22 protein-coding genes are annotated in these 26,009 nt (G+C 64.1%); 13 read left to right on the top strand and 9 right to left on the bottom strand.

Annotated features, from left to right (window positions below; genetic code table 11):
- Positions 1–124 precede the first annotated feature (124 nt).
- Positions 125–1,021: a toll/interleukin-1 receptor domain-containing protein gene (locus DID96_RS22060; protein WP_124601390.1), complete on the bottom strand. Its 897-nt coding sequence runs from the start codon at positions 1,019–1,021 to the stop codon at positions 125–127.
- Positions 1,022–1,509: 488 nt separating this feature from the next.
- On the opposite strand from DID96_RS22060, the gene DID96_RS22055 reads away from it, so the two are divergent.
- From DID96_RS22055 to DID96_RS22035, 5 genes are all read left to right on the top strand, one after another.
- Positions 1,510–2,127 carry a recombinase family protein gene (locus DID96_RS22055; RefSeq protein ID WP_124601389.1) on the top strand — a complete coding sequence of 206 codons (618 nt, stop codon included), beginning with the start codon at positions 1,510–1,512 and terminating at the stop codon, positions 2,125–2,127.
- Positions 2,128–2,240: 113 nt separating this feature from the next.
- Positions 2,241–2,777: a hypothetical protein gene (locus tag DID96_RS22050; protein ID WP_124601388.1), complete on the top strand. Its 537-nt coding sequence runs from the start codon at positions 2,241–2,243 to the stop codon at positions 2,775–2,777.
- Positions 2,778–3,547: 770 nt separating this feature from the next.
- On the top strand, positions 3,548–4,231 hold the full coding sequence (locus DID96_RS22045) for a hypothetical protein (RefSeq protein ID WP_124601387.1): 684 nt from the start codon (positions 3,548–3,550) through the stop codon (positions 4,229–4,231).
- A gap of 48 nt (positions 4,232–4,279) precedes the next feature.
- Positions 4,280–4,594, top strand: coding sequence for a hypothetical protein (locus tag DID96_RS22040; protein ID WP_124601386.1), 315 nt, complete (start codon positions 4,280–4,282; stop codon positions 4,592–4,594).
- A gap of 700 nt (positions 4,595–5,294) precedes the next feature.
- The gene (locus DID96_RS22035; protein WP_260463974.1) at positions 5,295–10,196 is read left to right on the top strand and encodes a transglycosylase SLT domain-containing protein; all 4,902 of its coding nucleotides are present in this window, start codon (positions 5,295–5,297) and stop codon (positions 10,194–10,196) included.
- A 59-nt stretch (positions 10,197–10,255) separates the two neighbouring features.
- Here the strand turns inward: DID96_RS22035 and DID96_RS39010 are convergent, their stop codons facing one another.
- Positions 10,256–10,816 carry a site-specific integrase gene (locus DID96_RS39010; RefSeq protein WP_260463975.1) on the bottom strand — a complete coding sequence of 187 codons (561 nt, stop codon included), beginning with the start codon at positions 10,814–10,816 and terminating at the stop codon, positions 10,256–10,258.
- 534 nt (positions 10,817–11,350) lie between these two features.
- Entirely contained in the window at positions 11,351–12,370 is a 1,020-nt protein-coding gene (locus DID96_RS22025; RefSeq protein ID WP_124601385.1) for a site-specific integrase, read from the bottom strand.
- 200 nt (positions 12,371–12,570) lie between these two features.
- On the opposite strand from DID96_RS22025, the gene DID96_RS22020 reads away from it, so the two are divergent.
- Positions 12,571–13,074 carry an acyltransferase gene (locus DID96_RS22020; protein ID WP_124601384.1) on the top strand — a complete coding sequence of 168 codons (504 nt, stop codon included), beginning with the start codon at positions 12,571–12,573 and terminating at the stop codon, positions 13,072–13,074.
- Between the two features lie 370 nt (positions 13,075–13,444).
- Positions 13,445–13,690 (top strand): hypothetical protein, encoded by a 246-nt coding sequence (locus DID96_RS22015; RefSeq protein WP_124601383.1) that lies wholly within the window; start codon positions 13,445–13,447, stop codon positions 13,688–13,690.
- A 46-nt stretch (positions 13,691–13,736) separates the two neighbouring features.
- Here DID96_RS22015 and DID96_RS22010 read toward each other — a convergent pair whose 3' ends face one another.
- From DID96_RS22010 to DID96_RS22000, 3 genes are all read right to left on the bottom strand, one after another.
- The gene (locus DID96_RS22010; protein ID WP_124601382.1) at positions 13,737–14,222 is read right to left on the bottom strand and encodes a VUT family protein; all 486 of its coding nucleotides are present in this window, start codon (positions 14,220–14,222) and stop codon (positions 13,737–13,739) included.
- A gap of 234 nt (positions 14,223–14,456) precedes the next feature.
- Positions 14,457–15,782 carry an ATP-binding protein gene (locus DID96_RS22005; protein ID WP_124601381.1) on the bottom strand — a complete coding sequence of 442 codons (1,326 nt, stop codon included), beginning with the start codon at positions 15,780–15,782 and terminating at the stop codon, positions 14,457–14,459.
- Positions 15,783–16,508: a response regulator gene (locus DID96_RS22000; RefSeq protein WP_124601380.1), complete on the bottom strand. Its 726-nt coding sequence runs from the start codon at positions 16,506–16,508 to the stop codon at positions 15,783–15,785.
- A 244-nt stretch (positions 16,509–16,752) separates the two neighbouring features.
- Here DID96_RS22000 and DID96_RS21995 point away from each other — a divergent pair, with 244 nt between their 5' ends.
- Positions 16,753–17,499, top strand: coding sequence for a MipA/OmpV family protein (locus tag DID96_RS21995; RefSeq protein ID WP_124601379.1), 747 nt, complete (start codon positions 16,753–16,755; stop codon positions 17,497–17,499).
- A 48-nt stretch (positions 17,500–17,547) separates the two neighbouring features.
- Here DID96_RS21995 and DID96_RS21990 read toward each other — a convergent pair whose 3' ends face one another.
- Positions 17,548–18,792 (bottom strand): transglycosylase SLT domain-containing protein, encoded by a 1,245-nt coding sequence (locus tag DID96_RS21990; protein ID WP_124601378.1) that lies wholly within the window; start codon positions 18,790–18,792, stop codon positions 17,548–17,550.
- Positions 18,793–19,080: 288 nt separating this feature from the next.
- On the opposite strand from DID96_RS21990, the gene DID96_RS21985 reads away from it, so the two are divergent.
- The 5 genes from DID96_RS21985 (at position 19,081) to DID96_RS21965 (ending at position 24,826) form a co-directional block, all read left to right on the top strand.
- The gene (locus tag DID96_RS21985) at positions 19,081–19,590 is read left to right on the top strand and encodes a sigma-70 family RNA polymerase sigma factor (protein ID WP_124601377.1); all 510 of its coding nucleotides are present in this window, start codon (positions 19,081–19,083) and stop codon (positions 19,588–19,590) included.
- A gap of 3 nt (positions 19,591–19,593) precedes the next feature.
- The gene (locus DID96_RS21980) at positions 19,594–20,580 is read left to right on the top strand and encodes a FecR domain-containing protein (protein ID WP_124601376.1); all 987 of its coding nucleotides are present in this window, start codon (positions 19,594–19,596) and stop codon (positions 20,578–20,580) included.
- Positions 20,581–20,685: 105 nt separating this feature from the next.
- The gene (locus tag DID96_RS21975; protein WP_124601375.1) at positions 20,686–23,232 is read left to right on the top strand and encodes a TonB-dependent receptor; all 2,547 of its coding nucleotides are present in this window, start codon (positions 20,686–20,688) and stop codon (positions 23,230–23,232) included.
- 71 nt (positions 23,233–23,303) lie between these two features.
- A complete protein-coding gene (locus DID96_RS21970) occupies positions 23,304–24,071 on the top strand; it encodes a hypothetical protein (RefSeq protein ID WP_124601465.1) in 768 nt (255 codons plus the stop codon).
- 161 nt (positions 24,072–24,232) lie between these two features.
- Positions 24,233–24,826: a flavin reductase family protein gene (locus DID96_RS21965; protein ID WP_124601374.1), complete on the top strand. Its 594-nt coding sequence runs from the start codon at positions 24,233–24,235 to the stop codon at positions 24,824–24,826.
- A gap of 173 nt (positions 24,827–24,999) precedes the next feature.
- Here DID96_RS21965 and DID96_RS21960 read toward each other — a convergent pair whose 3' ends face one another.
- On the bottom strand, positions 25,000–25,821 hold the full coding sequence (locus DID96_RS21960; RefSeq protein ID WP_124601373.1) for a nitrilase-related carbon-nitrogen hydrolase: 822 nt from the start codon (positions 25,819–25,821) through the stop codon (positions 25,000–25,002).
- Positions 25,818–26,009 (bottom strand): hypothetical protein (locus DID96_RS38665; RefSeq protein ID WP_221624597.1); only part of this gene is annotated, 192 nt, incomplete at its 5' end. The genes DID96_RS38665 and DID96_RS21960, both read right to left, overlap by 4 nt.

The following is a 26,009-nucleotide window of genomic DNA, read 5'->3' as shown; positions in this document are numbered from 1 at the left end:
CAGATTTTCGTGTTCGTGAGTTTGCAACGCGCCGAGTATCGGTAGCTGACAATTATGGTGGACTGGCGTATCCGCATGCGCCGCTCGTAGTCATTAAGTTGGTTGAGTGGGGCGCGGAGACGTGTCAGTCATCAAGATGACTACCAGTCCATACGTCGATAATGTGCTCCGGGAGGAACACGACTCTGTCTCCCGCTTGGATAATCTCGGTTTCATCCGAACAAGCCGGATGACTGTTGAGTTCGCCAATTATGTATGGCCCCGATCTACCCGTGACGACTACCCACATGCGTTCTCCGCTTACGTCGATTGCCCCATCGGGGCTGTCATCAATGGCGATTTCGAAGATCAACTTCACGATGTCACCGGCTTTCACTGACTGCCGCTCGCGTTCGCCGGGGATCCAGAACGTCTCAGGGTAGCGGTGGTGCTGCGCGACCCCGCTGACCAACTCCCAACCGTCGAGGTCAATGGTTGCTAGGCGCAGATTCGCGAATTCTTCCACTACGCCTACGGCCGCTACCGGCGTGTCGACAAACGCGGGTGGCTTCCCTAGCGGCGGAGGGCGATGCTCGGGCCGTTTGTAGATCGCACGCAGCAGTTCCTCGAACTTGGATTCGTCGGTGTCGTTGGATCGCATGTCGATCGTGTAAATTCCGGCGAATTGTGGCGGAATGGCACAATTCACTCCCGGGCCAAACTCGCCGTCGCGGATTATCGGGATGAACTTTTCGCGGGCGACACCGCTTGTGATGTGTCCGGTAATGACCTGTTGCTCATATCCGACGCCGCCTTGGCGAGCTAACGATTTCTGAGCGTAGACCTTTGTGCAGATCACCAGTATGTGGTCGCACGTTTGAATCTCGCTCTCCATAAATTGGGTAAGGCTTTGACCGGGCGCGATGTGCCACTGGTCTAAACGGGTGTCCACACCATTCAATACCAAACGGCTCGCAAAGCCTCGAACCCACGCTTTGTGTTCGTCGCTCTCCCACGCGTACGAAATGAGAACTTGTGGCATTTCTTCCCCACTCAGAACCTAATTCACGTATTTAGCGCTGAAGTGTGCGTCAGAGGCAAGGGCGGAGATGATTCGACTGCTGCTGCCCAACTGCCGGGCCAAAATTCGATAGGGATTTCTGCGCGGACTTACGCCGCTCGCTCGCACGCGTACGCCCCCGTGCGCGGGTGTGCGCGTTTTATCCAGCCGGATTGGTCCCGGGCACACGCCGTGTTCAATGGCGGACTGCCGAGTGCGAGGTGATCCGAGTCGCGGGCCGATGATCTCGCCGATGCGCACGCGCTGACCCGCGACACTCCGAGCGCGGGCCTCACCTTCTGACGCGTGTACACCGTGGAAGCAGCATCCGCTGAGACGCGGATAGATAACGTTCGTTAAGTGTCCAGTGGATTCGGCACGTCATGGTTGGATAGAAAGTCCTTGACATCGGTTTCTATCCGTCCGATGATTCTATCCACGTTATCTATCCATGACGACTCACACGAACCATGTCACGAACATTTCTGTACAGCCGCGTATCGACGCAGGATCAGGACACGACGAACCAGCAACTTGTCGCGAAGCAGGCAGGGTACGAGGTAGAGCCGCGCCGCGTGCATGCCGAGACGATCAGCGGCACGGTGCCCGCAATGGAGCGCCCGATCTTCCGCAAATTGGTGGACAAGCTGGAGGCGGGTGATGTGCTTGTTGTCGCGAAGCTAGACCGATTGGGCCGGAATGCTGCCGACGTTGACAGTACGGTGCAGGCGCTGCGCGCCGCAGGTGTCCGGGTAGTTGTGCTGGACTTGCCCGTGCAGGAGGTGACGAGCGCGGCGGGCGATCTCATTCTGCGCATGTTCGCTGCGTTCGCGCAGTTCGAGCGCGACTTGATCGTCGAGCGGACGCACGCGGGGCTTGAGCGAGCGCGGGCGGAGGGCCGCGTCGGCGGCAGGCCCGAGCGCTTCACGCCGGACGAGAAGCGCACGATTCGGGCGAGGCTAGATGGAGGTGCGTCGGCGCGCTCACTGGCGAAGGAATACGGCACAACGCACGTGACCATCATGAAGGCGGCGCAATCCGCGATTGCTGCCGGTTCGGCTGGGGCCGAAGGAGGCACCGCCGACTAGGGCGCTGGCACCGCACGTACCACAGTAACGCTCGGTTCAGTCTTGGCGGATAGACCGGGCATCACCTAACCGACGCGGGCCAGCGCGCCCGCAGAGTACCGCAAACAACGATCATGAATCAAACGAACATCAGCACCGCGAACATCGACACCAGCGTGGCGCAGGCCGAAGCGTACGACCAAGGGGCGGAATTTGCAGAGAAGGACTGGCAATGGGTGCGCGGCGACATTCACGGGCCGGCCAGCATGGCCGAGCATCGCGAGCGTACCTGGGCCTTCCTGATTCGCGAGGTCTGCTCGGAGTGGGCTGGGAATGACGATGTGCGTAGCGCGTTCTTCGTCGGCTATGAGGATCGGGCAACCGAGCTGGCGAATGCGGGCGTGGCCGGGTATGAGACGCTGGCCGAGGCCGGAACCGTGGCGGATACAGACGGATGGGTCTTGCAGTCCTTGCCGTGGACGAAGCGGGCGAGCGAAGCTGAGCGTGCGGCGCGTGTACTGCGCGCTGCTGATGCTGGCGCTATGGTATGGCGTGCGCGAGCCAAGGCGAGCGGCAACAAGGCGAGGCGATACCGCGCTGAGGAGGCGGAGATTGCGGCGCGCACGATGGCTGAAGTTATTGCTGGTTCGGGCATGCTGACAATTCACTGATTTTCTGCTTTCTGATAGTTGACGATGAGCGTGATTTGGGGGTAGGATTCGAATATCGGTAGAAATGCCGACGCGGTAGTAGTGAGGTCATGGTGGCTTTTAGCCCCGAGCTGAACAGCGGTTAATTCGCGAGGGTTCAGCTAACGTGCCCGCCTCATGAGGCCGCTCCGGCGATGGACATAACCCTCCGTCGCACGGGAATCCAAGGGCGCGTAGTTGCATGGTTTGAGTTGGGCCGATGGTCTAGCTTGGGCGGTGCGCTACGCGCCCTTTTTGCGTTTACGGCCTTCGGGTTGCAGGCGGGCGGTACGAGATGAACGCGTTGGCGTGCATCGAACGAGTGAGCGTCGCATTGGTGATGCTGGCTCGGCGGAACGTAGGGGCGCATAGGATGCGATGGTGCCATGGCACACGAGCGGATTAGCGAGAGCCTGCCGGATGCGAAGCGCTCTTTAACAATGTGCGATGAGGTTGCCGTCTGCATGGTGGACTGACGGCAGGCCGAGACACCCGGCAATGAATATTCACCGGTGAGCCATGCCCGGAAGGGTGATGCTCGTCTATCCGTAGGTCTGTGTCCAGCCGCGGCAGCCTCGGAGGGCTTTAATCGCAGATGGCTGGGCGGGTACGCCGGTAGGGCTGGTGCATAAATCAGGCACATGTGCCACCTGTACCGCCCGGAAAGCCTTAAAAGACCGTAATCAAAATCCGGGGCTGGGTTGTCCGGAAAGCTGGCACCTTTGGCACCTTACCTAACGAATGGAGGTTGATTGACTGATAAACGGTGGCACAAGGCTGTTGCCGCAATGAATATGCAGACACACGCAGAGCGGCAGGTTCATATGTTCAAAGAAGGCGGCACCGAGTTGGCGATCGAAGCTCGTGTGTACGTTGTGGATGGTTACAAGAATTGGCCCAGCGCGTTGGCGAAGGCGCTGATCGCTTCTCCCGAGAAGGCAGGCGGCACGCGTCAAGACATGGCGGACCTTATCCAGCGAGAGTTGGCAAACCCAGCGCCATTCCCGCCTACGCGATTGAGCAAGGCGCTGTCTGAAAGGGCGAAGAAGGTGGCTGCGTCCTTGCTATCGGATTCAGGCTACCCCGTTTCGAAGCTGACGAACGGATTGAGCATACGAGATTCGGTGCGGGCGGGGCGAGATGCCGTGCGATCTACCGCGACTACTATCGAAACGGCGTTTCATGTGGACGGCGTGACGTTCGGCGAGAAGCGGAAGTTCTACGCCTATGTTTCGTGCAGCTCGTACGATGATCGGCCTTGGTATCGTTTCGGCATCAGGCTTGCAGGGATGGTGGTGCCGCTCGCCCATGTTCTTGCGATGCGGGGCGTGGGTATCAACCAGTTCATAGAGCGCGACGCACAGGCCGTGCAACGTGCTGCTCGCGAGCAACGAGAGACGCGTATGAAGTTGCTCGAAGCAGGCTCGGCCCGGTAGGTACATTGAAATCATCGAACATTGCGCGTTATTTGATAAGGATTGCAAATGATAAATTACGTAGATAGCTGCGCCGACGACGCAGATCAGGAGCGCCTAGCAAGACTGGCTCAATTTGGCGTGCCGATGGTGCAGCCGGATGAACCAAAGCCGGATGTGACTGAGCAGGCGGCGAAGCTGTTGAACATGACGAGGGATGAGTTCTCAGGCTTTTTCGAGGGCGTCGGCGAGGAGACGCTAGAGCAGCGAGCGCGGCGAATAGTCGGCCGAGCGAACCTCGACAGTTTGCTGGATCGTGGCATCGCGAACTCGCCGAAAGAGCCGGTGATGGATTACCGGGGCCGCTGGAGGTTCCGGCGGTGAGCAGACCGCGAGGCGCGAAGCGGTCACCTGCTACATGGACAGGTTGGCATCTCGCCCCGACTGCCCGAAAGCTGACGCGGCGGCATCGGGAGGTGGCAAGGAGTGACCCGGATTTCGCGGCGGCGCTGCGTAGGCAGACCATGTACGCGCAGCGCGTCGATGCTCTGATTGCTGGACAGACATGGTATGGCGGCAAGCCTTGCGGGAAGTGCGGTAGCGTGAGGCGGCGGGTCTACGACAACTCGTGCTGGACTTGTCAGAAGGCGCGCACGGGGTTCGCACTCGATGCACGTAACCGTTGCGTCTCGCTCGGAGTGCCAAAGCAGAGCAGAGACGGCTACGCCACCCGTGCAGCCGAACGACGCCGCGAGGCAGCAGGTGAGGTTTGGGCGTTCGAGGTCGGGGACTGGCGGGCGCGGGTGTATCCGACTGGCCGGTTGGCCTTGGACTGCGATCGGTTGCACGTCCACTCCGAGGATTGGCGCAAAGTGCCGCCAGCCCGCATCTTCGAGATCGGCAGCAGGGAGCCTGACTTAGTGGAGGCGATGCGGCAGGCGGGCTGGGCCGTGTGACGACCCACTTAGATGGAATTTGACAACAAAGTAATTAAGGAATGCATATAAGAATGCGAAATATGCGAAGCCGCGTGGCGGGCAACAATTCACTCAACTTCTCACTCAGCTAAGGAGGATTATTCGATTTGGAACAAACGCCTTTCACGCCTGACCAACTGGCTAAGCTTTCCGCTAATGATGCGGCTATCGGAGCACCGACAGGTGCGAGTGCGGTGCAGATTTGGCGGGAGTCGCGGAATAACCCGGACGCAGTGTCGCCGCAAGGCGCGCTCGGCTACGCTCAGGTAATGCCGAACACCCTGACGAACGTGGAGAAGGCGCTCGGTCGCAAGCTCGACCCGCGCAACTTCGATGACTCGCTTCAAATTCAGCGGTACGTCATGACGCAGAACATGCAGAAGTTCGGCAACTACAGCGACGCGCTGCGTGCGTACAACTCAGGCTGGAACCCGGAGAAGTGGGACAACGACGAGACGAACGCATACGTGTCGGCTATCACTGGCGAGGCTGGTGTATCGACTTCGGGCGTGCCGTTCGTTGCACCGGGCGCAGGCATCGACCCGATGCAGACGCCAATTATGCGTGCGCTGAACATGCATGAGGCAGGGCAGGCGGGCGCGAGCGCGGCGATCGACAACTCCGCATTCGACACGACGCCGCTCCGCGACTCGATGGACGACATGGGGCTGGAGAACGTAGCGGCGGCGGAGTCGGCTGCGGGAATCGGCGCGATCAGTGAGACGGCGGGCTTTGTGGAGTCGTTCGTACAGGCCGCACATTGGGATACTTTGCTGGGCCGTCTGCAAGACGCATGGCAGGCAAGTGCACCCGATCCAAATTGGAAGATGAGCGACGCTCAGAAATCGTACGTCGCCACCGAGACGCCTGAGATTTGGGCAGATGACCATCTTCGCGATTACGTGGGCGGGGCGGTATCTCAGGAGGATTACCTGCGCCGCCTCAGCATGGCTCGGCAGCAAGCGGATTACCAAAGACGTGCTTCGCAGACGGGGCTGACCTCCACGGCTGCGCAGCTCATGGCGGGCACTGGTGACCCGGTGATGCTTGTTGCAACTATCGGCGCAGGCGGCATCGCCAGTGCTGCACGGGCGGCGTTCGCTGTCCGCGCTGCGGAGGGCGTGGCAGGCGTAGCAAGCTCGATGGCGGAAGGCGCTGCGGCTAACATGCTCGCGACGTCTGCCATCTACCGCATGGACAACGGCGAAGCGAACTGGCCCGAGCTGTTCCGGCAGGGCGTGCTCGGCGCGGTGCTCGGCGGCATGGGGCACTCGATGGGTCTGATGGGCGAGTTCCGCACCAAGGCCGACGCCGAGGTGGGCGCGAAGCTCGACGGACACGCGCTCGACGCACACATCGAAGGTCAGAACGAGCACATCAACGACATCATCGCTCGTGAGGCGTCGGAGGTTCGATCCGAGGAACCGAACACCGGCATTCGTGACTCGGACGTAGCAGCCGATCACAAGATCATCAGCGAGGCAGAGACGCGGGCGGGCGATCACGGCGCGGGGGACTCCAAGATCGCAGACGCTATCGAGGAGTTCGAGGCGCAACAGGCAGAGAAGGTCGAGGCGGAAGCTCAGGCCAAGGAAGCCGACAAGCTGGAGCCGGAAGCCAAGCGCGCTCACGAGGACGCAGCGACGGATGCCGCGACGGAGCGTGACGTTGCCTCGGGTGCCGAGGAGAAGGTCAAAGACGAATGGGCGACCGCCGAGGCCATGCGTGCCGGTAAGGTCAAGGATGACTGGCTGAGCGCAACGGAGCGCGCTCGTAGCGCGTCAACGGACTCGCACAAGGAACTGGCCCGCCTGTCGGCAGAGGCTAAAGACCCGATGATCCGCGCTCTGGCGCAACGTCTGCTGGAGACGCAGGAGGGCCGCTCGCCCGCAGCGATCTTTGAGCATCCGGGCAGCGCGCAGCGCGGCGGCGATGCACGCAGCCACTACAACCCGAGCAATCACGAGATTCATACGTGGGCGCACGACGCCAATGACCACTCTGTTCACGACTCGAAGCGTGCTTCGGGCCGCACTCCGGCAGGTGGCCTGAACCGTGACGAGATGATGCTGCACGAGATCGCACATAGCGTCACGGCGCAGAAGATCGCGTACGGTAAGAAGAACCCGATGACGGCGCATGGTCAGCTCGTTGGTCAGCTCGACAAGCTGCGCCAGCGTGCGTTGCGTGAGTACAAGGGAACCGACCACAACACGCGGTACTACCTCAAGAACGTGGACGAGTTCGTGGCCGGTCTGTACAGCGGACAGGGCGAGTTCATCAACCACCTCAAGTCCCTCAAGGTCAAGAACGGGAACATTCTGTCCAAGACCGTGGACGCAGTGCGCGCACTGCTGGGCCTCAAGCCTAGCGAAGTGAACATGCTCACGAAGGCGCTGGGACTGTCCGATCATCTCGTGCAGGCACCGCTTCGTGCGGACATGCCGTACGCTCGCCCGAGTGGTCGCTCAGTGCTCACGAAGCCGGGTGTCTCCCGCGAGGACGTTCCGCTCGGCGCGCTCGCGCAGAAGATGGCCGACCAACTGGCGAACTGGAAGGAGGTGCTGCCGCAGGAGACGGCGAAGCTGCGGCGCAATGCGGCATGGTGGTACGACTCGGTGCGCAAGCAGACCAAGGCGGGCGCTGGGCTCAGCAAGGTACTGGACAAGCTCGACTCGGTTGGCCTGACGCTGGGCCGCTCGCAGAACAAGGACGTGCGCTACATCGCGTCCATGCTGGGCGAAGATCCTACCGGTGCGAACCGTCAGCACGCGTCGTCGGCTGCAATCGACAAGGTGATCCTGGCCTCGAACTGGCGCAAGCCCGTGGCCGAGATGTGGAACCGCATCCTGCCGGAGCTGATGACGGCGGAGGAGCGGGTTCGCTGGTCGCAGGGCATCTTCGCGGGCGACGCTGAGAAGCGCATCTCGCGACTGGTGCAAGAGGAGCGGCTGGCTAACCGAAACGCTCGGCTGGCAGGGCAGGAGTACACGTCGCAGGCACACCCGATGGTGAAGCAGATGGCGGCGGTGATCGACGGCTTCTGGAAGGACGTGACCACGATGGGCGAGAAGTACGGCGAGTCGAAGTCCACGGCCATCGGCAAGCGTGGCTGGCAGGGCTACATGCCGTACGCGTGGGACTGGCGCGAGCTGCAAGCCATGTACAACGACCCGGTGCGCGCCGACGAGTGGAACTCGTTCAAGGGCATGGTACGCCAGCAGTACGTCGCGAAGGTCATCGACCCGGCGCTGGAGAAGCTGAACAAGTCCGGCCCGGTGACGCAGGACGCGATGCTCGCGCTACAGCGAGACGTGCGCGAGCGTGCAGCGAACCTGACCGACCGCTACCTGACTCAGATCATTCGTGACCCTGAGTCGCGTATCAGCGGTGCGGATGACCACTTCGGCTCAGTGGCGGCTGACATGCTCAAGGCGGAGTACGCTGGCAAGAAGGTCACGGGCGCTATGGCGGACGAGTTCAAGCGTGCCCTCAAGGACGTGATCTCGGATCGCACGCGCACGGAGTTCGACTTGCTCGCTCGTCAGCCGGACGGCGTGCGTCTGCTCGACTACATGGACTCCGACGTGGGCCGCATGGTCGAGGGCCAGTCCAGCGAGTTCGCAGGCCGTATCGCTCTGGCGAAGGTCGGCTTCAAGGACGACCAACACTGGACGGCGATGAAGGATGCGCTGGTATCCCGTGGTGCGAACCACGAGGAAGTCGGTGCGCTGGACTTCCTGCACCGTAGCCTGACCGACCGTCTCAACAATAAGGACAACGCGGCGGCGCAGTTCCTTGGGCAGACGGCGTACATGAGCATGATGGGCAAGCTCGGATTCAACGCGCTGGCCGACGCAGCCTCGATCATGTCTATCTCGGGCGTGAACGGAATGTTCAAGTCCATCTTCAAGGGGATGGGCAAGGACACGGCGCTGATGACGCAGCTCAATCGAGTGGCATCGTCAGCTATGGGCCTCGACCACCGCCTGCACTTCGGGGAGACTCGGGCGGGCGCACGGCTTACCCGTACCGGCTCGGCGCTGGAGGACTCGGCAGTGTGGCGTCGTGTCAGCCATCAGGGCATGGACATCGTTGGCAAACTCTCGGGCGCGCACTACGTCGCCAAGACGCTGCACCGTGGGTTCGTCCCGATGTTCGCGGAGGACTTGGCGAAGGCGATCCGTGGCTCGGAGATCAATGACGGTGTGATTGTCTCGACCGGCTCGGAACACCTGAACCCGGCGCGCCTCGTGGACTCGGGCCTGACTGCTGACAACGTTGCCCGCATCAAGGCAGCACTGGAGGCGCACGACGCGGGCCGCAAGGACGGCGACATCTTCTCGTGGGATCAGTGGGACAAGACCCATCCGGGCGCAGCCGAGGACATGATCGCGGCTATTCACCGCGTCACCGGGCAGGCGCTTCAGCGTGCCTTCATCGGTGAGGTGCCACGCTGGCTCAGCGAGGGCATCATCGGCAAGTACGCCGCGCAGTTCAAGAAGTACGGCATCACGGCGCAGGAGAAGCAGCTCATGCGGAACGCGTTTATTGCTGACCGCAACTCCGCGACTGGATTTGTCATGGGTACGGCATGGGGCGCAGCCCTGTACTACGCTAAGACGGTGGCCTCGACGGCCGGCATGACGGACGCCCAGCGGGACGAGTACGTGAAGAAGCACATGCACGGACTCCACCTCGCCACCGGCGTCGCAGTGATGACGAACGTGTCAGGGATGCTTGGAGACGGTCTCGACGCCGCGAACGTCCTGATGGGCGGGCAGACCGGTGCCAGCGGCTCCCCGATTGTCGCAGTCGGGCAGCTACAGTCGATGAGCCGCGCCCTTGGTGCTATCGGCGGTTCGGCACTCGGCGTGGTCAATGGCGGCACGAACCCGCTGACCGGCAAGCCAGTGGACTACGTGGGCAACGTCCGTAAGGCCATGCGTGTGCTGCCGGGTGCCAACACCCTCATCGGCTCCGCACTCTCGAACGAGCTGAACCGGTAAGCAAACTATCAAGGCCCAACCGGCGAAAGCTGGCGGGCCTTCTTCTTTGGGCGATCGGGTTAGCCTAGCTTCTTAACCAAGTCAGCAGCTCGGAGATGCGTGTACCGTGCAAGCATGGCCGTAGTCTTGTGGCCGGTGACGGACTGAACCTCAGTCGTGGACAGCCCCAACTCGAAAAGCCGAGTGGTCGCCTCATGGCGCAGGTCATGAAAACGGAAGTCAGTTAGCCCGCAGCGCCGCCGCGCTCGATCAAACGCGAGTTTGGCCGCGTTCCGGGTGACGCCGGGAAACACCGGGCCGGACCTGTTGCCGGGTAGCGATTCCAGCAATGAGACGCACCGGCTGCTGAGCGGCACGCCGCGCATGGTCATGGTCTTAGTCGCCGCAGCGTCCAGAACCATGACACGGTGCTCTAGATCGATGTTACGCCAGTCCAGCGTCCGCGCCTCCGATTGCCTCATACCGGTATGCAGAGCTAGTTCTACCAGCGGTGCGAGCCACCACGAGCGGGCGCGCTTACATTCATGCAGCAGCAGTGATTGCTCCGCGAGTGACAATCGCCGGGTTCGCCCAGGGTTTGACCGAGGGCGGCGTACGTCGGACACTGGGTTAGCAGGCATCGCTACGGCCCAGTCTTTGCGCGCCACCTCTAGCACATGATGGAGCAAGTTTAACTCCCGGTTCACGGTCGAGCCGGATACGGCGCGGAGTCGCCTGTCCCGCCATTGCGCGATGACTGCCGGTGTCAGGTTTGCGAGAGAGTACGCTGACAGCGAGTCGCGTGCTAACGCCCGTAGGCGAATGGACTCGGACTCGTGGCCTCGCTTGGTCGGTGTGACCTCTCGCTCGTATCGATGCAGGGCATCCCGGAGTAGAAGAGTGCGAGCTGCGGAGGTGTCAACGAAGCAAGCGCGGGACATGTCTGCCTCAGTCTCAACGATCCACCGGCGGGCATCCGCTTGGGTTAGGAAGGTTCGGGACTGCGTTGGGAAACCAGCTTTGCGGACGAGTGCCGTGAATTTACCGTTCGAGCGAGGTTGGATAGTGCCCAAGCCTGTTCTCCATTGTTGATGGGTGCAGGCGTGGGCAGTCATGCTGCTTTCGCTCGGGGGCACTCAGTGTGCCATACGAATGTTGCCGTTCCGAGGCAGGTGTTAGCCCAGCTTCAGGGCGAGGTCTTCCGCCCGCAGATGCGTGTACCGCTTCAACATCGCGAGCGTCTTGTGACCGGTGATGCTGGCGACCTCCACCGTCTGCAGCCCCAGTTCGAAGAAGCGGCTCGTCGCCTCATGGCGCAGATCGTGCAATCGGATGCCGACGAGCCATCGGGGATCGGCAGGGCGCTCCAGCACACTACATGTGGACTCGTACAGTCCACGCGCTCGTTGCACTGCACGGCAGAAAGCCCGCGTAAGGGCGTTCGCAGTGATGGCGAAGGGTACGGCGTATCCAGTGTCCTTGCGGGCCTGTAGCACGGCGGTCGCGATGCTGGAGAGCGGGACGGTGCGCGGCGTGTCAGTCTTTGTGAGCGGCAGGTGTGCTGTCCGTCGCGTGAGGTCAATGTGCTCCCATCGCAGAGACGCAAGCTCGCCCCGGCGCATCCCTGTCGCGATTGCGAGTCGAATGAAGTCCCGTAAGTCGGGCGATTCAGTGGCGTCGATGATGGCTTGTATTTCGTCCGGGTGCAGCCGCCGATCACGGCCTTGTGGTTTGCGGGGCTTGATGACCTTCGGGACGCCAGCGGGCAGAACAATGCCCCATTCACGGGTCGCCAGCGTGAGCGCCCGGTTCAGTAGGTTCAGTTCGTGGATGACAGTCTGCGAGGATACCTCTTTGAGCCGAGCGTCCCGGTAGCCGACGAGGTGCGAGGACGTGAGGGCCGTTAGCTTGTACGCGCCGAGCTGACGCTTGAGCTTCTCTGCGCGCCCCTTATCGCTGCCGCCGCTGCGCTTTGTCGGGGACACATCGTGGGTGTAGCGGTCGAGCAGGTCGGCTAGGGTGGTTCGCTCAGCCTCATCCGAACTGACGAACAGTCCTCTGGCCATCTCGGACTCGATCATGTAGCCCCATTTGGCGGCGTCGGCTCGGGCGGCGAATGTCTTGGATTGGTGCGGGTATCCCCGCTTGCGGACTTGGCAGAGCCATCCGGCTGGAATCTTGCTGATCGTTGCCATGCAACCTCCGGGTAGAGGTCGCTCGGTGTGAATGCAGTGTGAATAGGAAGGGCTCAGTTGGATACAAGCCGCGCCCAGCAAGGCGCGGCGACCCACGAGCAACGGCCTTCTAAGCCGTAGGTCACACGTTCGAATCGTGTAGGGCGGGCCAGTCGAATCAGGGTTTGCGGGAATTCTTCTCGTGCTCGGATTCCCCTGTTTTGGCTCAAGTAGCCAAGGTGCAACCGAAGTTCATGGCTAGAAGCGGGCTCGCGCGAGTCGCACTTCTGATTGTGATGATCACGTTGATCGCCGGAATCGGTGCGCTGGATGTTGCGCCAATAGCGCAAGGACTGACAACCGTTTTCTGTACGATGCTTGTATTTGTCGCGACATTTAATAGTCAGTACGTGATGCCTGGACGCCTCATTCGCGCGGTCTTCATGTGGGTCGGATCCAGATCCTATGCAATCTATGTGGTGCACGGGATCGCATACTTCCTTGTCCGGGAACTTTGGTTCCGCGTCGGTCCGTATGCGGTCGATTGGGGTCTTGAGTATCGTACGGTATGCTTCTGGGCCGCAGGAGGTCTGATTGTAATTTTCGCCGAGTTCAATTTTCGATGTATCGAAACGCCGCTTCGTAAAATCGGAAAAGCGCTTACCGAAAAGAATTCGAATGAAGAAAGGACTGCCGGCGTTATGGAGCCGAGCCCGCAACAATAATCACCTTCGGAGTTCACGATATAACCGGAATGATTCTTCCGAGATCCACGCGCGCCTGCTTGTTCGCGATTCCCCGAGATTGATCAAAACTTGACTGTTCCGGCGTCCTCGGCCAGGTGGCTCCGCGCAAGGTGCGCGTACTTTTGCCTTGTCACGGTGGCTTCAACTGCCTGAGGAATTGCCCGGAAGAGTGGCTATGCCGCTGCGCGTGATCTATGCTGGAGCGGTTCACGCGGCCCGATTTTCCAATGGTGCTTCGCGCGTGTCCCGCCGGGTCAAGGCTCGTCGCCAGCTCGACACCGCGGTGCGCACATAGGCAATCGGCCACGTGCCAATCCGGGGTTGTTCATCATTCAATGCGGAGGCTGATATGTCGGAGCGCGCAGTTGTCGACGAGAACGGCTATCTCTGTTTCTGCGAGGCCTATGAAGAACCACCGGGCGTGTGGCGTGCGTTCGTACGGTTCGAGCGCAAGAGCGACCACGCGGCGATGAAAGCGCACATCCCCGGAATGACGCACAAGATCGAGGACAAGTTTGCGACCCATCATGAAGCAATGGGAGCCGCGAAAGCCTATGCCCGATACAAGGCGTCTCAAGACGAAACGGGTCTATAGACGTTGGCGCCGGGCGCATCCCGCCAGCGCGGAATCGCGAAATCAGTCAAGCCGTGCGCGCGTTGCGAAACACGACCCACGTCCACAGCGCACCGCCGGCGACTTTGGCGACAAACTGCAGTGCCGCGATGAGCGGGAACACGGTGCCGAATGCAATCAGCGGGAAAACGATCGAGTCGACCGCCGCGCCCGCAACATTCGCGCCGTTCGCGCGAGTCAATATCGGGTAGTGACGCGCGGTTTGAAACACGACGGCGCTTGCGACGGCCGCCGCGCTGAATGCCACGAGCGACGCCAGCGAAATGGCTTTGGATGCCGGGTTCAGCGCATAGCTGACAAAACCTGCTGCCAGGATCAGGCCGAACATGCGAGTCCACAGCGCACGGCCACGCCAACTCAGATGCAATCGATCACGGATGGCAAGATCGAGCCCGATCAGCAGGAAGGCGACGATCGGGGTAACTGCCGGGCCAAAGCGGGCAACGGTCAGGTTGGCCGCAGCGACCACTGCGATATAGATCAAAACGTACATGGTTCCTCGGCGGTGAAGCGTCCGCGTTGCGTTGGCACGGAGTGGGAGTTTATCGCTTCAGTCCGGGCATGGGTTTTCCGCTAATCGTGGGTATTGCGGCTTTCCTTGCAAACTGCATGGCTCGATGCGATCGAACCGGTAGAACGCACTCAATCTGATCAAACGCTATCGGCCTGAGGCGATTGGCAGCGAGCAGAAGTAGAGGGACGTTTCGATAAATGCCCCATGCGCGATTCACGGCACCGCGCGACAGTCACCGTTACGGTCCGGCAACCTGCGCACCGGAAACGACATCACGAACCGCGCACCGCCGAGCGGCGAATCCTCGAGCCGCACGTCGCCGCCATGCACGAGCGCCACGCGTCGCACGATCGCGAGCCCGAGCCCGAACCCGCCCGTCTGCCGGTCGCGGCTCGAATCGAGCCGCTGGAACGGCTCGAACACGCGCTGCCGATCGGCCAGCGGAATGCCGGGGCCGTCGTCGTCGACGGTCAGCACGAGCGCGCCGTCGTTCCCGGCGGCCGCAACCAGCGATACCTTGCTTGCGGCATAACGCGCGCCGTTGCGGATCAGGTTCAGCAGCGCGCGCGCGACGAGCTTCGGATCGCAGACATGCATGTCGGGGGCGCCGCGCGTCGACACGTCGAGCGTGAGCCCCCGGTCGGCGATGTCGTTCGCGACATTGCCGGCGACACTGTCGACCAGCTCGCCGATCACGACCTGCATCGGCGCGAGCTGACTTTCGCCCTGTTCGAGCCGGCCGATCGTCAGCAGCTCGGTGACGAGTTCGTCGAGCTCGCGCACGTCGCGGCGCAGCGCGTCGCGGCGCGTGCGCATCCGGTCGGTCTCGTCGGGCGCGGCCAGCAGCGCAAGCCCGAATTCGAGCCGCGCGAGCGGCGTCTTCAGTTCGTGGGAGATCCCGTGCATCATCTCGCGCTGCTGCTGGATCGACGCTTCGATCCGCTGCGCCATGTCGTTGAACTGCCGCGACAGCTCGTAGATGTTCGACTTGCTCGACAGCTGCACGCGTGTCGACAGCCTGCCCGTGCCGAATGCGCGCGCGGCGGCCTGCAGCTTGCGCAGATCGCGCCAGTGGTAGTGCACCCAGAACACGACCGCGAACAGCGTCGCAATCGCGAGCACGAGGTACGCGTAGATCCGGATGTCGAGATCGGGTGGCTCGATCGGGCGCGCGTGCAGCACGGACCCGTCCGAGAGCGGCATGTAGTAATCCTTTGCGTTGTAGCTGATCGCGATCTTGCCGGCATCGAGGTCGCGCAGCGGCGCACCGCTCAGTTGTGCGCGCGCGTCGGCCATCGACATGAAGCTGAAATCCTCGTTGCCGTGCAGCGCGAGTTCGCGCAGCGCAAGCTTGCGCTGCGCGCCCGGATGGCGTTCGAGGTAGTCGCTCAACACGAACGCGTAGGTCGTGAGCGAATCGCGCTGCGCATCCGCGACCCGCTCGTAGAAGATCCGGTCGAACGACACCTGAATGAACGCGATCGACGCGGCGACGCACACGATCACGATGAGATACAGCCTGAGCAACGGGCGCAGCATTTATTCGTCCCACGCGGAAGGGCTGAACAGGTAGCCGCGGCCCCAGATCGTCTTGATCTTGTGCGGCTCCGACGATGCGTCCTCGAAGCGGCGGCGCAGCTTCGAGATCCCGGAATCGACCGAGCGGTCGAGCCCGTCGAATTCGATGCCGCGCAACTGCTTCAGGATGTCGTCGCGGCTCAGCACGGTGCCGGCGGCGCGCGCGAGTATCAGCAGCAGGTTGAATTCGGCGGTCTTCAGGTCGACGGCTTCGCCGCGCCACGTGACCGTGCGGTTCGGTGGCGAGATTGCCAGTTCGCCGAACACGAGCGTTTCCGGCCCGGCGGCATGGTTGACCGCGTTCGCCGGCCGCGCGCGGCGCAGCAGCGCGCGGGCGCGCGCGACGAGCACGCGCGGCTCGATCGGCTTCGTCACGTAATCGTCGGCGCCCGTCTCGAGGCCGGCAACCTGGTCGTACACGTCGGCGCGCGCGGTCATGATCAGGACCGGCACGTTCGAGAACGCGCGGAGTCGCCGGCACACTTCCATGCCGTCGAGATTCGGCAGCATCAGGTCAAGTATCACGAGCGCCGGCTGGTGTTCGCGCACGGCCGCGACCGCGAGGTCGCCGCGCCGCACGACCGTCACCGCGAATTCGTAGCCGTCGAGATATTCGCGGACCAGCTGCGCGAGTCGGTCGTCGTCCTCGATCAGCAGGACGCGGTACTTGAGCGGGTCTTCGTTCATTGGTCTCCTCGGAATGCATACCCCCGCACGTGGCTGGCCGGACGTGACGTCGGAGCACGGGCATTCTATCCGGCATGCCGGCGGCCGTTGCGCCGCCACGACAATCGCCAACAATCGAACACAATTGTGCACAGATTCGAGTCAGTTTCCGGACAGTTTCGGCGCACGCCGGCTCCTAGACTTCGGACTCCCTGACTCTCATCCGAACATTGTGCGCCCGACCCTTCGCCGCTATCGCTATTGCATGCCGCTCGCCGGCCTGACCCTTGCCGCTGCCGCCCACGCGGAAAACGAATACACGCTGTCGCTCGGCGGTGGCTTCGCGCCACGCTATCAAGGCAGCAACCAGTATCGCGGTGTCGTTGCGCCATCGTTCTCGGCGATGTTCGGCAACGGCTTCTTCATCAACGCAACGGACGGCGCAGGCTATCGGCTGGACCTGCCGCACGGCATGTTCGTGTCGGCGGCGGTGGACTACGACCCGGGCCGCGCGGACGAGAACCGCTTCGATCTGCCCGGCTCGGATCACCTGAAAGGGATGGGCCGGATTCCCGGTTCGGTGCTCGTCGGCGTGCGCGCCGGGATGAAGGTCTACGGCGATGCGGCGCTGAGCGTCGCGCTCGACGTGCCGGTCACGCACACGTCGCGCGGGCTGTCCGGGCATGTCGATCTGGCGGTGCCGGTGTTCAGGACCGCGAAAAGCGAAATCGTCTTTACGGGTAGCGTGCACGCGGGCTCCGGCCGCTACATGCAGACCTTTTACGGCGTGACGGACGCGCAGGCCGCGACGAGCCGGTTCCGGCCGTATTCGACCGGCGGCGGAATCGACAGTGTGTCGATGTCGGTCGCGTGGACGCGGGCCGTGTCGGAGCACTGGTCGATCCTCGCGACCGCGGGCGTGACGCGGCTGCTCGGGCGGTACGGCAGCAGTCCGATCGTGCAGTCGCGAAGCAATTACTACGGGTTCGCGGGCGTGAGCTATCGGTTCTGACGGTGGGGGATGGCGAAACCGGCGCGCGGCGGAACGCGTGCGAGCGATTTACTTGGAGATATACCAGAGCGCGTCCGTGCTGACGCGCGCAGGCGATGTCGCCGTGGCAGGCACCTGAGCCGGCACCGAGGGCGGCGTGGCGGAGGTCACGGCAGTCGGCCACGTGGCGCCCGGGTTTGACGGGGGCGCCGCGGTTGCCGTATTGGCGGTGTTCGCTGTCGACGCCGATCCCGACGTCGACGGCGTGTTCAGATACCAGAGCGCGTCGGTCGACGTCGTGCGCTTCGTCGCCGTATTTGTCGCGGTATTTGCCGCCGCCTCGGCGGATTTCCTCGAAGCAGCGGGCGCAGCCGTCGTCGTACCCGCTGCGGCCGGACGCTGCGGCGCCACCCCGGCCTGCGCACTCGCGCCGGCCGCCCCCGCGCCGCCGCGTTGCGCGCGGGCCTCGAACGGCCCCAGCTGGAAGATTAACGTTTGCGCGGGACGCGTCAGGACGGCATACGGAAACTGCAGCTCCCACGACATCAGCACGCGACCGGAGGACGTTTCGGTGAAGATCGCCGGCACGTGCTTCATGTCGCTGAACTGCACGTAGATCCGGGCGCCGTCGTCGAAAACCTGGGTCGGCCTGGCCTGGTCCGCGCCCGTAACCGTCCACCCGAAGTTGTACGTGCCGGCCGGGCCGGCGGGCCCGCCGGGCGGTGGTGCTGCGGCGGGGGCGGCCGCGCGCGGGCGTGTGACCTGCGGCGTCGCGACGTTCAGGCTCGCGAACGGGTTGTATGCCTGTTGCGGTGGCGTGAAGGAGGGGGGAAGGATAGGCATGGGAGTATCCGGCGAATCCGGCATGGTCCGAATCGCATCATAGACCTTGCGCGCATACGCGAGGCGTTTGTCGGGCGAGGCGGAGTTGTACGCGCCGATCGCATTCCAGTTGGCACCGAGCTGGCGGATGTTCTGCGACAGGATCCACGCGCCGACATACGCGTTTGTGCACGCGTCGAACAGGCTCTGCTGCGTGATGCCCTCGCGCGCGAGCGTGGGCAGCCACGTGCTGTTGATCTGCATCAGGCCGATGTCGATCGTGCCGTTCGTATTGGTGTTGACGGCGTTCGGATTCATCCCCGATTCGACCTGTGCGATGCCGCGCAGCAGGCTGACGCTCACGTGCTGGAAGGTGGCCGCGTCGTCGAGGCAGTCGGCCCGCGCAAGGCCGGAGAGTGCGCACGACATCGCGATCGTCGAGGCAATTTTCAGCGTTGCGGGGCTGATCGAACGGTAAGTCTGACGCGGCATGGCAGGTTGGGGCGAAATCCGGGCGCCCGGTGCAAGGAAATCACGCAAACGCGAAGTGTGCCATAGCGCGCACGCAAATGGCTCGCGTCAAACTTTCCTTTGCATTTCGCCGGCTGCCGGACGTGCGTCGACGCGTGGTGCAGCGGCGGCGCAGTCACGCAGCCGGATACGCTCCGGCCCCGCAGCTTGCCGGCACAGCAGACAGGCGCCAGATCCGTTTGCGCATTTGTATATAATAATCATTCTCATTTACGGATGTGATCACGCATCCACGTCCGGAACCCGGCCATGTCCGTTGACAAGCTCCCTCTCTATCGCGAAATCGACTCGCTGTACGTCGGCCATCATGCGTGGCTGCGAGGCTGGCTGAGCCGGAAGCTCGGCTGTGCGCACCGCGCGGCCGATCTCGCACACGACACGTTCATGCGGTTGCTGGCGCGCGACGAGCCGATCGGCGCGGCCGAGCCGCGCGCATTCCTGACGACGGTCGCGCAGCGCGTGCTGTACAACCACTGGCGCCGCGAGCAGCTCGTACGCGCGTATCTCGACGCGCTCGCGCTGCGTCCGGACGAACACGCGCCGTCGCCGGAAGAGCGGGCTGTCGTGCTCGAGACGTTGCTCGAGATCGACCGGCTGCTCGACGGCCTGCCGCTCGCGGCCAAGCGCGCGTTCCTGCTGTCGCAGCTCGACGGGCTGACGCAGGCCGAGATCGCGGCCGAACTCGGTGTATCGCTCGCGACGGTCAAGCGCCATCTCGTCAAGGCCGGCACGCAGTGCTTCTTCGCGATGGCGACCTGACCGATGGCCGCCTCGGGACAACCGGCCATTCCACCGCAGGTCGCGCAGCGCGCGGTCGAATGGTGGGTTGACCTGCAGGCCGGCGGCACGGGCGACGCGTTCACGGCCGAGCTCGCGCGCTGGCGCGCGGCCGATGCGAGCCACGATGCCGCATGGCGTCACATCGAAGCCGTGTACGGCAGGCTGAACCGGCTCGCCGCGGGCGTCGACACGCAGGCCGCGCGCGCGGCACTGCTGCCGCCGCGTTCGGGGCGCCGCCGTGCTGCCGCGAAAGCGCTTGCGGTGCTGTTGTTCGCGGGCGGCGCGACGTGGAGCGCGGATCCGGCGCGGCGCTGGGCGGCCTGGCAGGCCGACGTGCGCACCGCGGTCGGCGAGCGCCGCACGGTGACGCTCGCCGATCGCACGGTCGTCGTGCTCGATACCGATACGGCGATCGACGTGCGCTTCGACGCGACGCTACGGCGCGTGCGCTTGCTGCGCGGCACGATCATGGTGACGAGCGGCCACGACGATCGCGCGCCGGCGCGTCCGCTCGTCGTCGCGACCGACGACGGCGAGCTCCGGCCGCTCGGCACGCGCTTCTCGGTGCGGCTGCGCGACGGCAGGACCCGCATCGAGGTGTTTGCCGGCGCGGTGCGCGTGCAGCCGATACGCCCGTCGGCGGGCACGCGCGTGATTGCCGCGGGCGAGGGCGCCGATTTCACACGCGACGCGATCGGCGCGACTGCGCCGCTCGACGCATACGCGGCTGCGTGGACCGACGGGATGATCGTTGCGTCGCGGATGAGGCTCGCCGATCTCGTCGCCGAGCTCGACCGCTATCGCCGCGGCAGCCTCCGCTGCGACGCGTCGGTGGCCGACCTGCGCGTATCCGGCACGTTCCCGCTCGACGACGCCGATCGTGTGCTCGACACGCTGAAGACGACCTTGCCGATCGATGTCACGACCGTCACCCGCTACTGGGCGACGGTCGTGCCGGCCCGTTCCTGAGGGATCCCCAAAAAAAATATTTCGGCGCGCGTGAGCTGTTTTCGGATTTCGCGTGACAAGGGTCATGAAAGCAGCATTGACCCATCGCCTACCGACTCTTCGATCATGGCTTCCACCCGTTCTATCCGCCCGCGCCGACCGGCCCCGGTCCGCCCCCTGTCGCCGCGCCCGCGCGCGGTCACGTCCGCCTTGCCGGTGCCCGGCGGTCTCGCGTGCCGGCTGGCCGGCGCCGTCCTGCTGTCGGCATTGTTGCCGCTGCCCGCGCAAGCCAGCGCCAATGCCAACGCCAACACCAACACCAACGCGGCGCCCGCAGCCGAACAGCGCACGTCGCGCCGTCAATACGATATCCCGGCTGGGCCGCTCGACGAATCGCTGAACCGTTTCGGGCGTGACGCGGGCATCCTGCTCGCGTTTCCCGCCGACCTGACGGCCGGCCTGACGAGCGGCGGCGTGCACGGCCGCTTCGACGTCGAACGCGCGCTCGACCGCGTGCTCGCGGGCACGGGGCTCGTCGCGATCCGCCAGCCGAGCGGCGGCTATACGCTGCTGCGGACCGGCAACACGGCTGCGCCAGCGGGTGGGGCGAGCGCCGAGCTGCCGGCAATCGCGGTGCGCAGCAGCGCGGTGCGCGCCGACAGCTACCGGCCGCCGCGGGAGGCCGGCGTGCTGCGCTCGGAGGCGCCGCTGCTCGACACCGCACAAGCCGTCGCGATCGTGCCTGCGCAGGTGCTTCGCGACCAGCGACCGCGCAATCTCGACGACGCGCTCGCGAACGTGAGCGGCATCACGCAGGGCAATACGCTTGCCGGCACGCAGGACACGATCATGAAGCGTGGCTTCGGCGGCAACCGCGACGGCTCGGTGATGCAGAACGGCATGCCGCTCGTGCAGGGACGCGCGTTCAATACGGCGGTCGACCGCGTCGAGGTGCTCAAGGGCCCGACCTCGCTGTTGTACGGGTTGATGGATCCGGGCGGCGTGATCAACGTCGTCAGCAAGGTGCCGCAACTGACACGCTACAACGCGCTGTCGGTTGGCGGCTCGACCTACGGTCACGGCAAGAACGGCGGCAACGTGACGTTCGATTCGACCGGGCCGATCGGCGATACGCGGCTTGCGTACCGGCTGATCGTCGACCAGTCGAAAGAACAATACTGGCGCAACTTCGGCGAGTACCGCGAAACCTTCGTCGCGCCGTCGCTCGCGTGGTACGGGCGCGATACGCAGGTCGTGCTGTCGTACGAGTACCGCAAGTTCCATTCGCCGTTCGATCGTGGCACCGCGCTCGATCCGCGCACCAACGCACCGCTCGACATTCCGGCGCGGCGCCGTCTCGACGAGCCGTTCAACGACATGGACGGCGAGTCGCATCTCGCGCAGCTGTCGGTCGATCACCAGATCGACGCGGACTGGAACGCGCATTTCGGCTACAGCTACAACCGCGAGACCTACGACGCGAACCAGATCCGCATCACGGGCGTCGATCCCGCGACGGGAACGCTGGCGCGCAGCAACGATGCGACGCACGGCTCGCTCAGCACCGACAGCTACGGGATCGCGTACGTGAACGGCAAGCTGACGCTTGCGGGGATGCGGCACGATGTGCAGTTCGGCGTCGACAGCGAATACCGGCGCATCTACCGCAAGGACATGCTGCGCGAGGCCGTGAAAACGCCGTTCAGCTACGTGGATCCCGTGTATGGCTTGTTGCCGCCGTCGAGCACCGTGTCCGCGAGCGACAGCGACCAGACCGACACGCTGCACGACGTGTCGGCGTTCTTCCAGGACAGCATCCACGTGACGGACAAGTGGATCGTGTCGGGCGGATTGCGCTTCATCACGTACAACCAGGTCGCGGGCCGCGGACGGCCGTTCAAGGCAAATACCGATCTGAGCGGATCGAAATGGCTGCCGCGCGCGGGCGTCGTCTACAAGTGGACCGATGCGTTCTCGCTGTACGGCAGCTACTCGCAATCGCTGAAGCCGTCGTCGTCGATCGCGCCGATGACGGGCGGCTTCGTGATCGACGGCGCGACGCCGCCGGAAGCGTCGACCGCGTGGGAAGTGGGCGGCAAGCTCGACCTGCCGGGCGGCCTGACCGGCACGCTTGCGCTGTTCAACATCGACAAGAAGAACGTGCTCGTGTCGCAGTTCAACGACACGACGAAGCTCACCGACTGGCGGACCTCGGGCAAGGCGCGTTCGCGCGGCGTCGAGCTCGACCTGTCGGGCAGGATCGGCGAACGGTTGAACGTGATCGCGAGCTATGCGTACATCGACGCGAAGACGATCGACGATCCGCTCTATGCGGGCAACCAGCTGTGGAACGTCGCGCGCCATACCGCATCGGTTGCTGCTGTCTACGACGTCGGCACGCTCGCGGGCGGCGACGACCTGCGCGTCGGCGCGGCCGCGCGCTACGTCGGCGCACGGCCCGGCGATTCGGCGAACAGCTTCACGCTGCCGTCGTACGTTCTTGCCGATGCGTTCGCGACGTACGACACGCGGATCGGCAAGCAGAAGGTGTCGTTCCAGCTCAACGTGAAGAACCTCTTCAACCGCACCTACTACCCGTCGAGTGCGAACCGCTACTTCGTCGCGGTCGGCGATGCGCGGCAGGTGTCGCTGCTGACCACGCTGCAGTTCTGACGACGCACCGCGCATACATTGGCCGCGCGGTCCGCAGCGTGGCCACGGAGATCATCGCAATGAACTTGAACATGAACACGAACGTGAAGAACCACGGTCCGGTACGCGCGCTAACGCGCGCGCGGCGCCGCGCATTGCGCGCGATCGCCGGCGCGGCGTTCGCGCTGGCGACGGGCATCGCTGGCATAGCGCCGGCCGTCGCGGCCGACGCGCAATCTGCCGTCACGCGCGTCGCGATGCTCGTGCAGCCCGGCGGGCCGAACGTGAAGGTCGACGAACGCGTCGGCGCCCATCTGGAAGCGCGCGGTTACGCGGTGCGTTTCGTCGATCAGGCCGCAACGCCGGACGCTGCGCGCGACGCGGACCTGGTCGTGATCTCGTCGACCGTGTCGTCGAAGCACGTCGCGGCGGGCTGGCGTACGCTCGACAAGCCACTCGTGACCTGGGAAAACGACCTGCTCGACGATCTTGCGATGACGGGCAAGCGTCACGACGTCGACTTCGGCGAAACCGGCAAGGAACGCTACGTGTGGCTCGTCAATGCGCCGCATCCGATCGCGGCGGGGCTGCCGGCGGGCGCGACGAACGTGTACGGCAAGCAGGCGCCGATGAGCTGGGGCAAGCCGGGGCTCGGCGCGAGCATCATCGCGACGGTGTACGGGCAGCCGGACAAGGCCGCGATCTTCGCGTACGAGAAGGGCGCGACGATGGACTACGAAGCGATTGCGCCAGCGCGGCGCGTGATGTTCTTCCTCGACAACGATACGTTCGTGAACCTGTCGCCGGCCGGTGTCGCATTGTTCGACGCGGCGGTCGACTGGGCCGCGGGGCGGCGCTGACTGAAATTGAATGCGAGAATGTGGCCTTCGGTTGGCGCGGGCCGCGGCCAGGCGGCGTTCGCGACTGACGCGCGCGCCACGCACCGGCGGCGCGCATCCCGCCCGGCCGGCACCGCGTTGCACGGTATCCGTCCGTGCGCGTCGTTCTCCAAGGAACCCGTATGGATAGTCACATCGCTCCGGTGGAGCTGAAGAAAGCCTACCGACTCCTCAATCACGGCCCGACGGTGCTCGTGTCGGCGCGTCATGGCGGCACCGACAACGTGATGGCTGCCGCGTGGGCGTGCGCGCTCGACTTCCTGCCGCCGAAGCTGACAGTCGTGCTCGACAAGAGCGCGAAGACGCGCGAACTCGTCGAGCAGAGCGGCACGTTCGTGATCCAGATCCCGACGGCCGCGCAGCTTGCGCTCACGCATGCGGTCGGCAGCCACAGCCTTGCTGACCGTCCGGAGAAGCTGCGCGAAGCCGGCGTGACGCTGTTCGGCGTCGACGGCCACGACCTGCCGTTCGTCGCCGGCTGCTCGGGCTGGCTCGCGTGCAAGCTGATTCCGGAGCCGCACAACCAGCAGACCTACGACCTGTTCATCGGCGAGGTCGTCGGCGCGTGGTCGGACACGCGCGTGTTCAAGGACGGCCACTGGCATTTCGAAGCGGCGGATCCCGCATTGCGCAGCCTGCACTACATCGCGGGCGGCAATTTCTATGCGATCGGCGAATCGCTGTCGGTCGACGCCAGCAACGCCGACGCGCAATGACGCATCGGGCCGGCTGATGCCGGTTCGCGCCGGCAACCTGCCAGCACGCATCCGTTGTGACGGTGCGCCGCCACGACGTCTCGCGGTCTTGTCGACAACCTTGCCGCCGTCAACGCGCCGGGTTGCCGATGCCCACTTCGGACGCCCACTTCGGACGCCCGCTTCGGCGCGGCTCACGGGATCAACAGCTCGCGGCGTCCGTCCGGATGCTCGATGCGTTCGCCCGATATGTGCAGGCGCTGGTCTGCGCGATAGTCGTAGACCGAGCGCGCGGCGGCGAGCTGCGCGAAATCGAGTTCGACCGTGTGGCGGGACTCGGTGTTGCCGGCTTCGAACAGCAGGTGTCCGAACGGATCGGCCGCGAGGCTGCCGCCGGCAAACACGACGTCGTGCGTGCAGTCGCCGACACGGTTCGCGACGACCGCGAACACCTGGTTTTCCATCGCACGCGCGGTGACGGACGTGCGATGGACGTGGCGGTACGGCTCCATGTTGCCGTCGGTCACGAGGATCAGCTCGGCGCCGAGTTCGGCGAGCGCGCGCCCGCTTTCCGGGAATTCGCTGTCGTAGCAGATCAGGATGCCGATGCGCACGCCACGCCACGCGACGGTTGCATAGCGGTCGCCGGGTAGCACGATGCCGTGCTCGCTCACCCACAGGTGGGTCTTGCGATAGCTGAGCGCGACGCCGTCCGGCGTGACGAATACCGTCGTGTTGTAGAAGCGGCCGCGATCGTTCTCGATCAGGCCGACGACCACCGCGACATTGCGCGCCCGCGCGGCGGCCACGACGGCGTTGACGCTCGGGCCGTCGAGCGGCTCGGCCACGGCGGCGAGGTTGTCGGGATCGAGGAAGCCCGTGAGCTGCGCCTCCGGAAACATCACGATGTCGGTGCCGGGCGTGCAGGTGGCAATGGCGTCGAGCGTGCGCTCGAGGTTGTAGCGCGTGTCGCCGTCGCGACCCGCGAGCTGGTTGATGTCGATTTTCAGTTTCATGAACGTAAGCCGGATGGGTGACCGGCGCGCGACAGGCGCCGGGAGCGGATTTCAGTGCGGCCTAGTACAACATCCCGTAAATAGATTGAATAAATAACTGCCTCGGTTATCATGTCTGGATGAGCCGAGGCCGACATGCAACGCCAGTGAAGCTGGCGAATAAAGAACGACAGGAACTGCGATCGCTG

Origin of the sequence: Burkholderia sp. Bp8963 (genome assembly GCF_003854275.1) — a bacterium.
GTDB lineage: Bacteria > Pseudomonadota > Gammaproteobacteria > Burkholderiales > Burkholderiaceae > Burkholderia.
The sequence above is the reverse complement of the archived record's forward strand: the minus strand, read 5'-3'. Positions and strand labels throughout refer to the sequence as shown.

Excerpts from the sequence above, each read along its gene's own strand:
- DID96_RS21985 (WP_124601377.1), top strand. The coding sequence starts at position 19,081 with ATGTCCGTTGACAAGCTCCCTCTCTATCGCGAAATCGACTCGCTGTAC.
- DID96_RS21975 (WP_124601375.1), top strand. The coding sequence starts at position 20,686 with ATGGCTTCCACCCGTTCTATCCGCCCGCGCCGACCGGCCCCGGTCCGC.
- DID96_RS21990 (WP_124601378.1), bottom strand. The coding sequence starts at position 18,792 with ATGCCGCGTCAGACTTACCGTTCGATCAGCCCCGCAACGCTGAAAATT.
- DID96_RS22025 (WP_124601385.1), bottom strand. The coding sequence starts at position 12,370 with ATGGCAACGATCAGCAAGATTCCAGCCGGATGGCTCTGCCAAGTCCGC.
- DID96_RS22010 (WP_124601382.1), bottom strand. The coding sequence starts at position 14,222 with ATGTACGTTTTGATCTATATCGCAGTGGTCGCTGCGGCCAACCTGACC.
- DID96_RS22000 (WP_124601380.1), bottom strand. The coding sequence starts at position 16,508 with ATGAACGAAGACCCGCTCAAGTACCGCGTCCTGCTGATCGAGGACGAC.
- DID96_RS22040 (WP_124601386.1), top strand. The coding sequence starts at position 4,280 with ATGATAAATTACGTAGATAGCTGCGCCGACGACGCAGATCAGGAGCGC.
- DID96_RS22005 (WP_124601381.1), bottom strand. The coding sequence starts at position 15,782 with ATGCTGCGCCCGTTGCTCAGGCTGTATCTCATCGTGATCGTGTGCGTC.
- DID96_RS21970 (WP_124601465.1), top strand. The coding sequence starts at position 23,304 with ATGAACACGAACGTGAAGAACCACGGTCCGGTACGCGCGCTAACGCGC.
- DID96_RS22060 (WP_124601390.1), bottom strand. The coding sequence starts at position 1,021 with ATGCCACAAGTTCTCATTTCGTACGCGTGGGAGAGCGACGAACACAAA.
- DID96_RS39010 (WP_260463975.1), bottom strand. The coding sequence starts at position 10,816 with ATGCCTGCTAACCCAGTGTCCGACGTACGCCGCCCTCGGTCAAACCCT.
- DID96_RS21960 (WP_124601373.1), bottom strand. The coding sequence starts at position 25,821 with ATGAAACTGAAAATCGACATCAACCAGCTCGCGGGTCGCGACGGCGAC.
- DID96_RS22055 (WP_124601389.1), top strand. The coding sequence starts at position 1,510 with ATGTCACGAACATTTCTGTACAGCCGCGTATCGACGCAGGATCAGGAC.
- DID96_RS21995 (WP_124601379.1), top strand. The coding sequence starts at position 16,753 with ATGCCGCTCGCCGGCCTGACCCTTGCCGCTGCCGCCCACGCGGAAAAC.
- DID96_RS22015 (WP_124601383.1), top strand. The coding sequence starts at position 13,445 with ATGTCGGAGCGCGCAGTTGTCGACGAGAACGGCTATCTCTGTTTCTGC.
- DID96_RS21965 (WP_124601374.1), top strand. The coding sequence starts at position 24,233 with ATGGATAGTCACATCGCTCCGGTGGAGCTGAAGAAAGCCTACCGACTC.
- DID96_RS22050 (WP_124601388.1), top strand. The coding sequence starts at position 2,241 with ATGAATCAAACGAACATCAGCACCGCGAACATCGACACCAGCGTGGCG.
- DID96_RS21980 (WP_124601376.1), top strand. The coding sequence starts at position 19,594 with ATGGCCGCCTCGGGACAACCGGCCATTCCACCGCAGGTCGCGCAGCGC.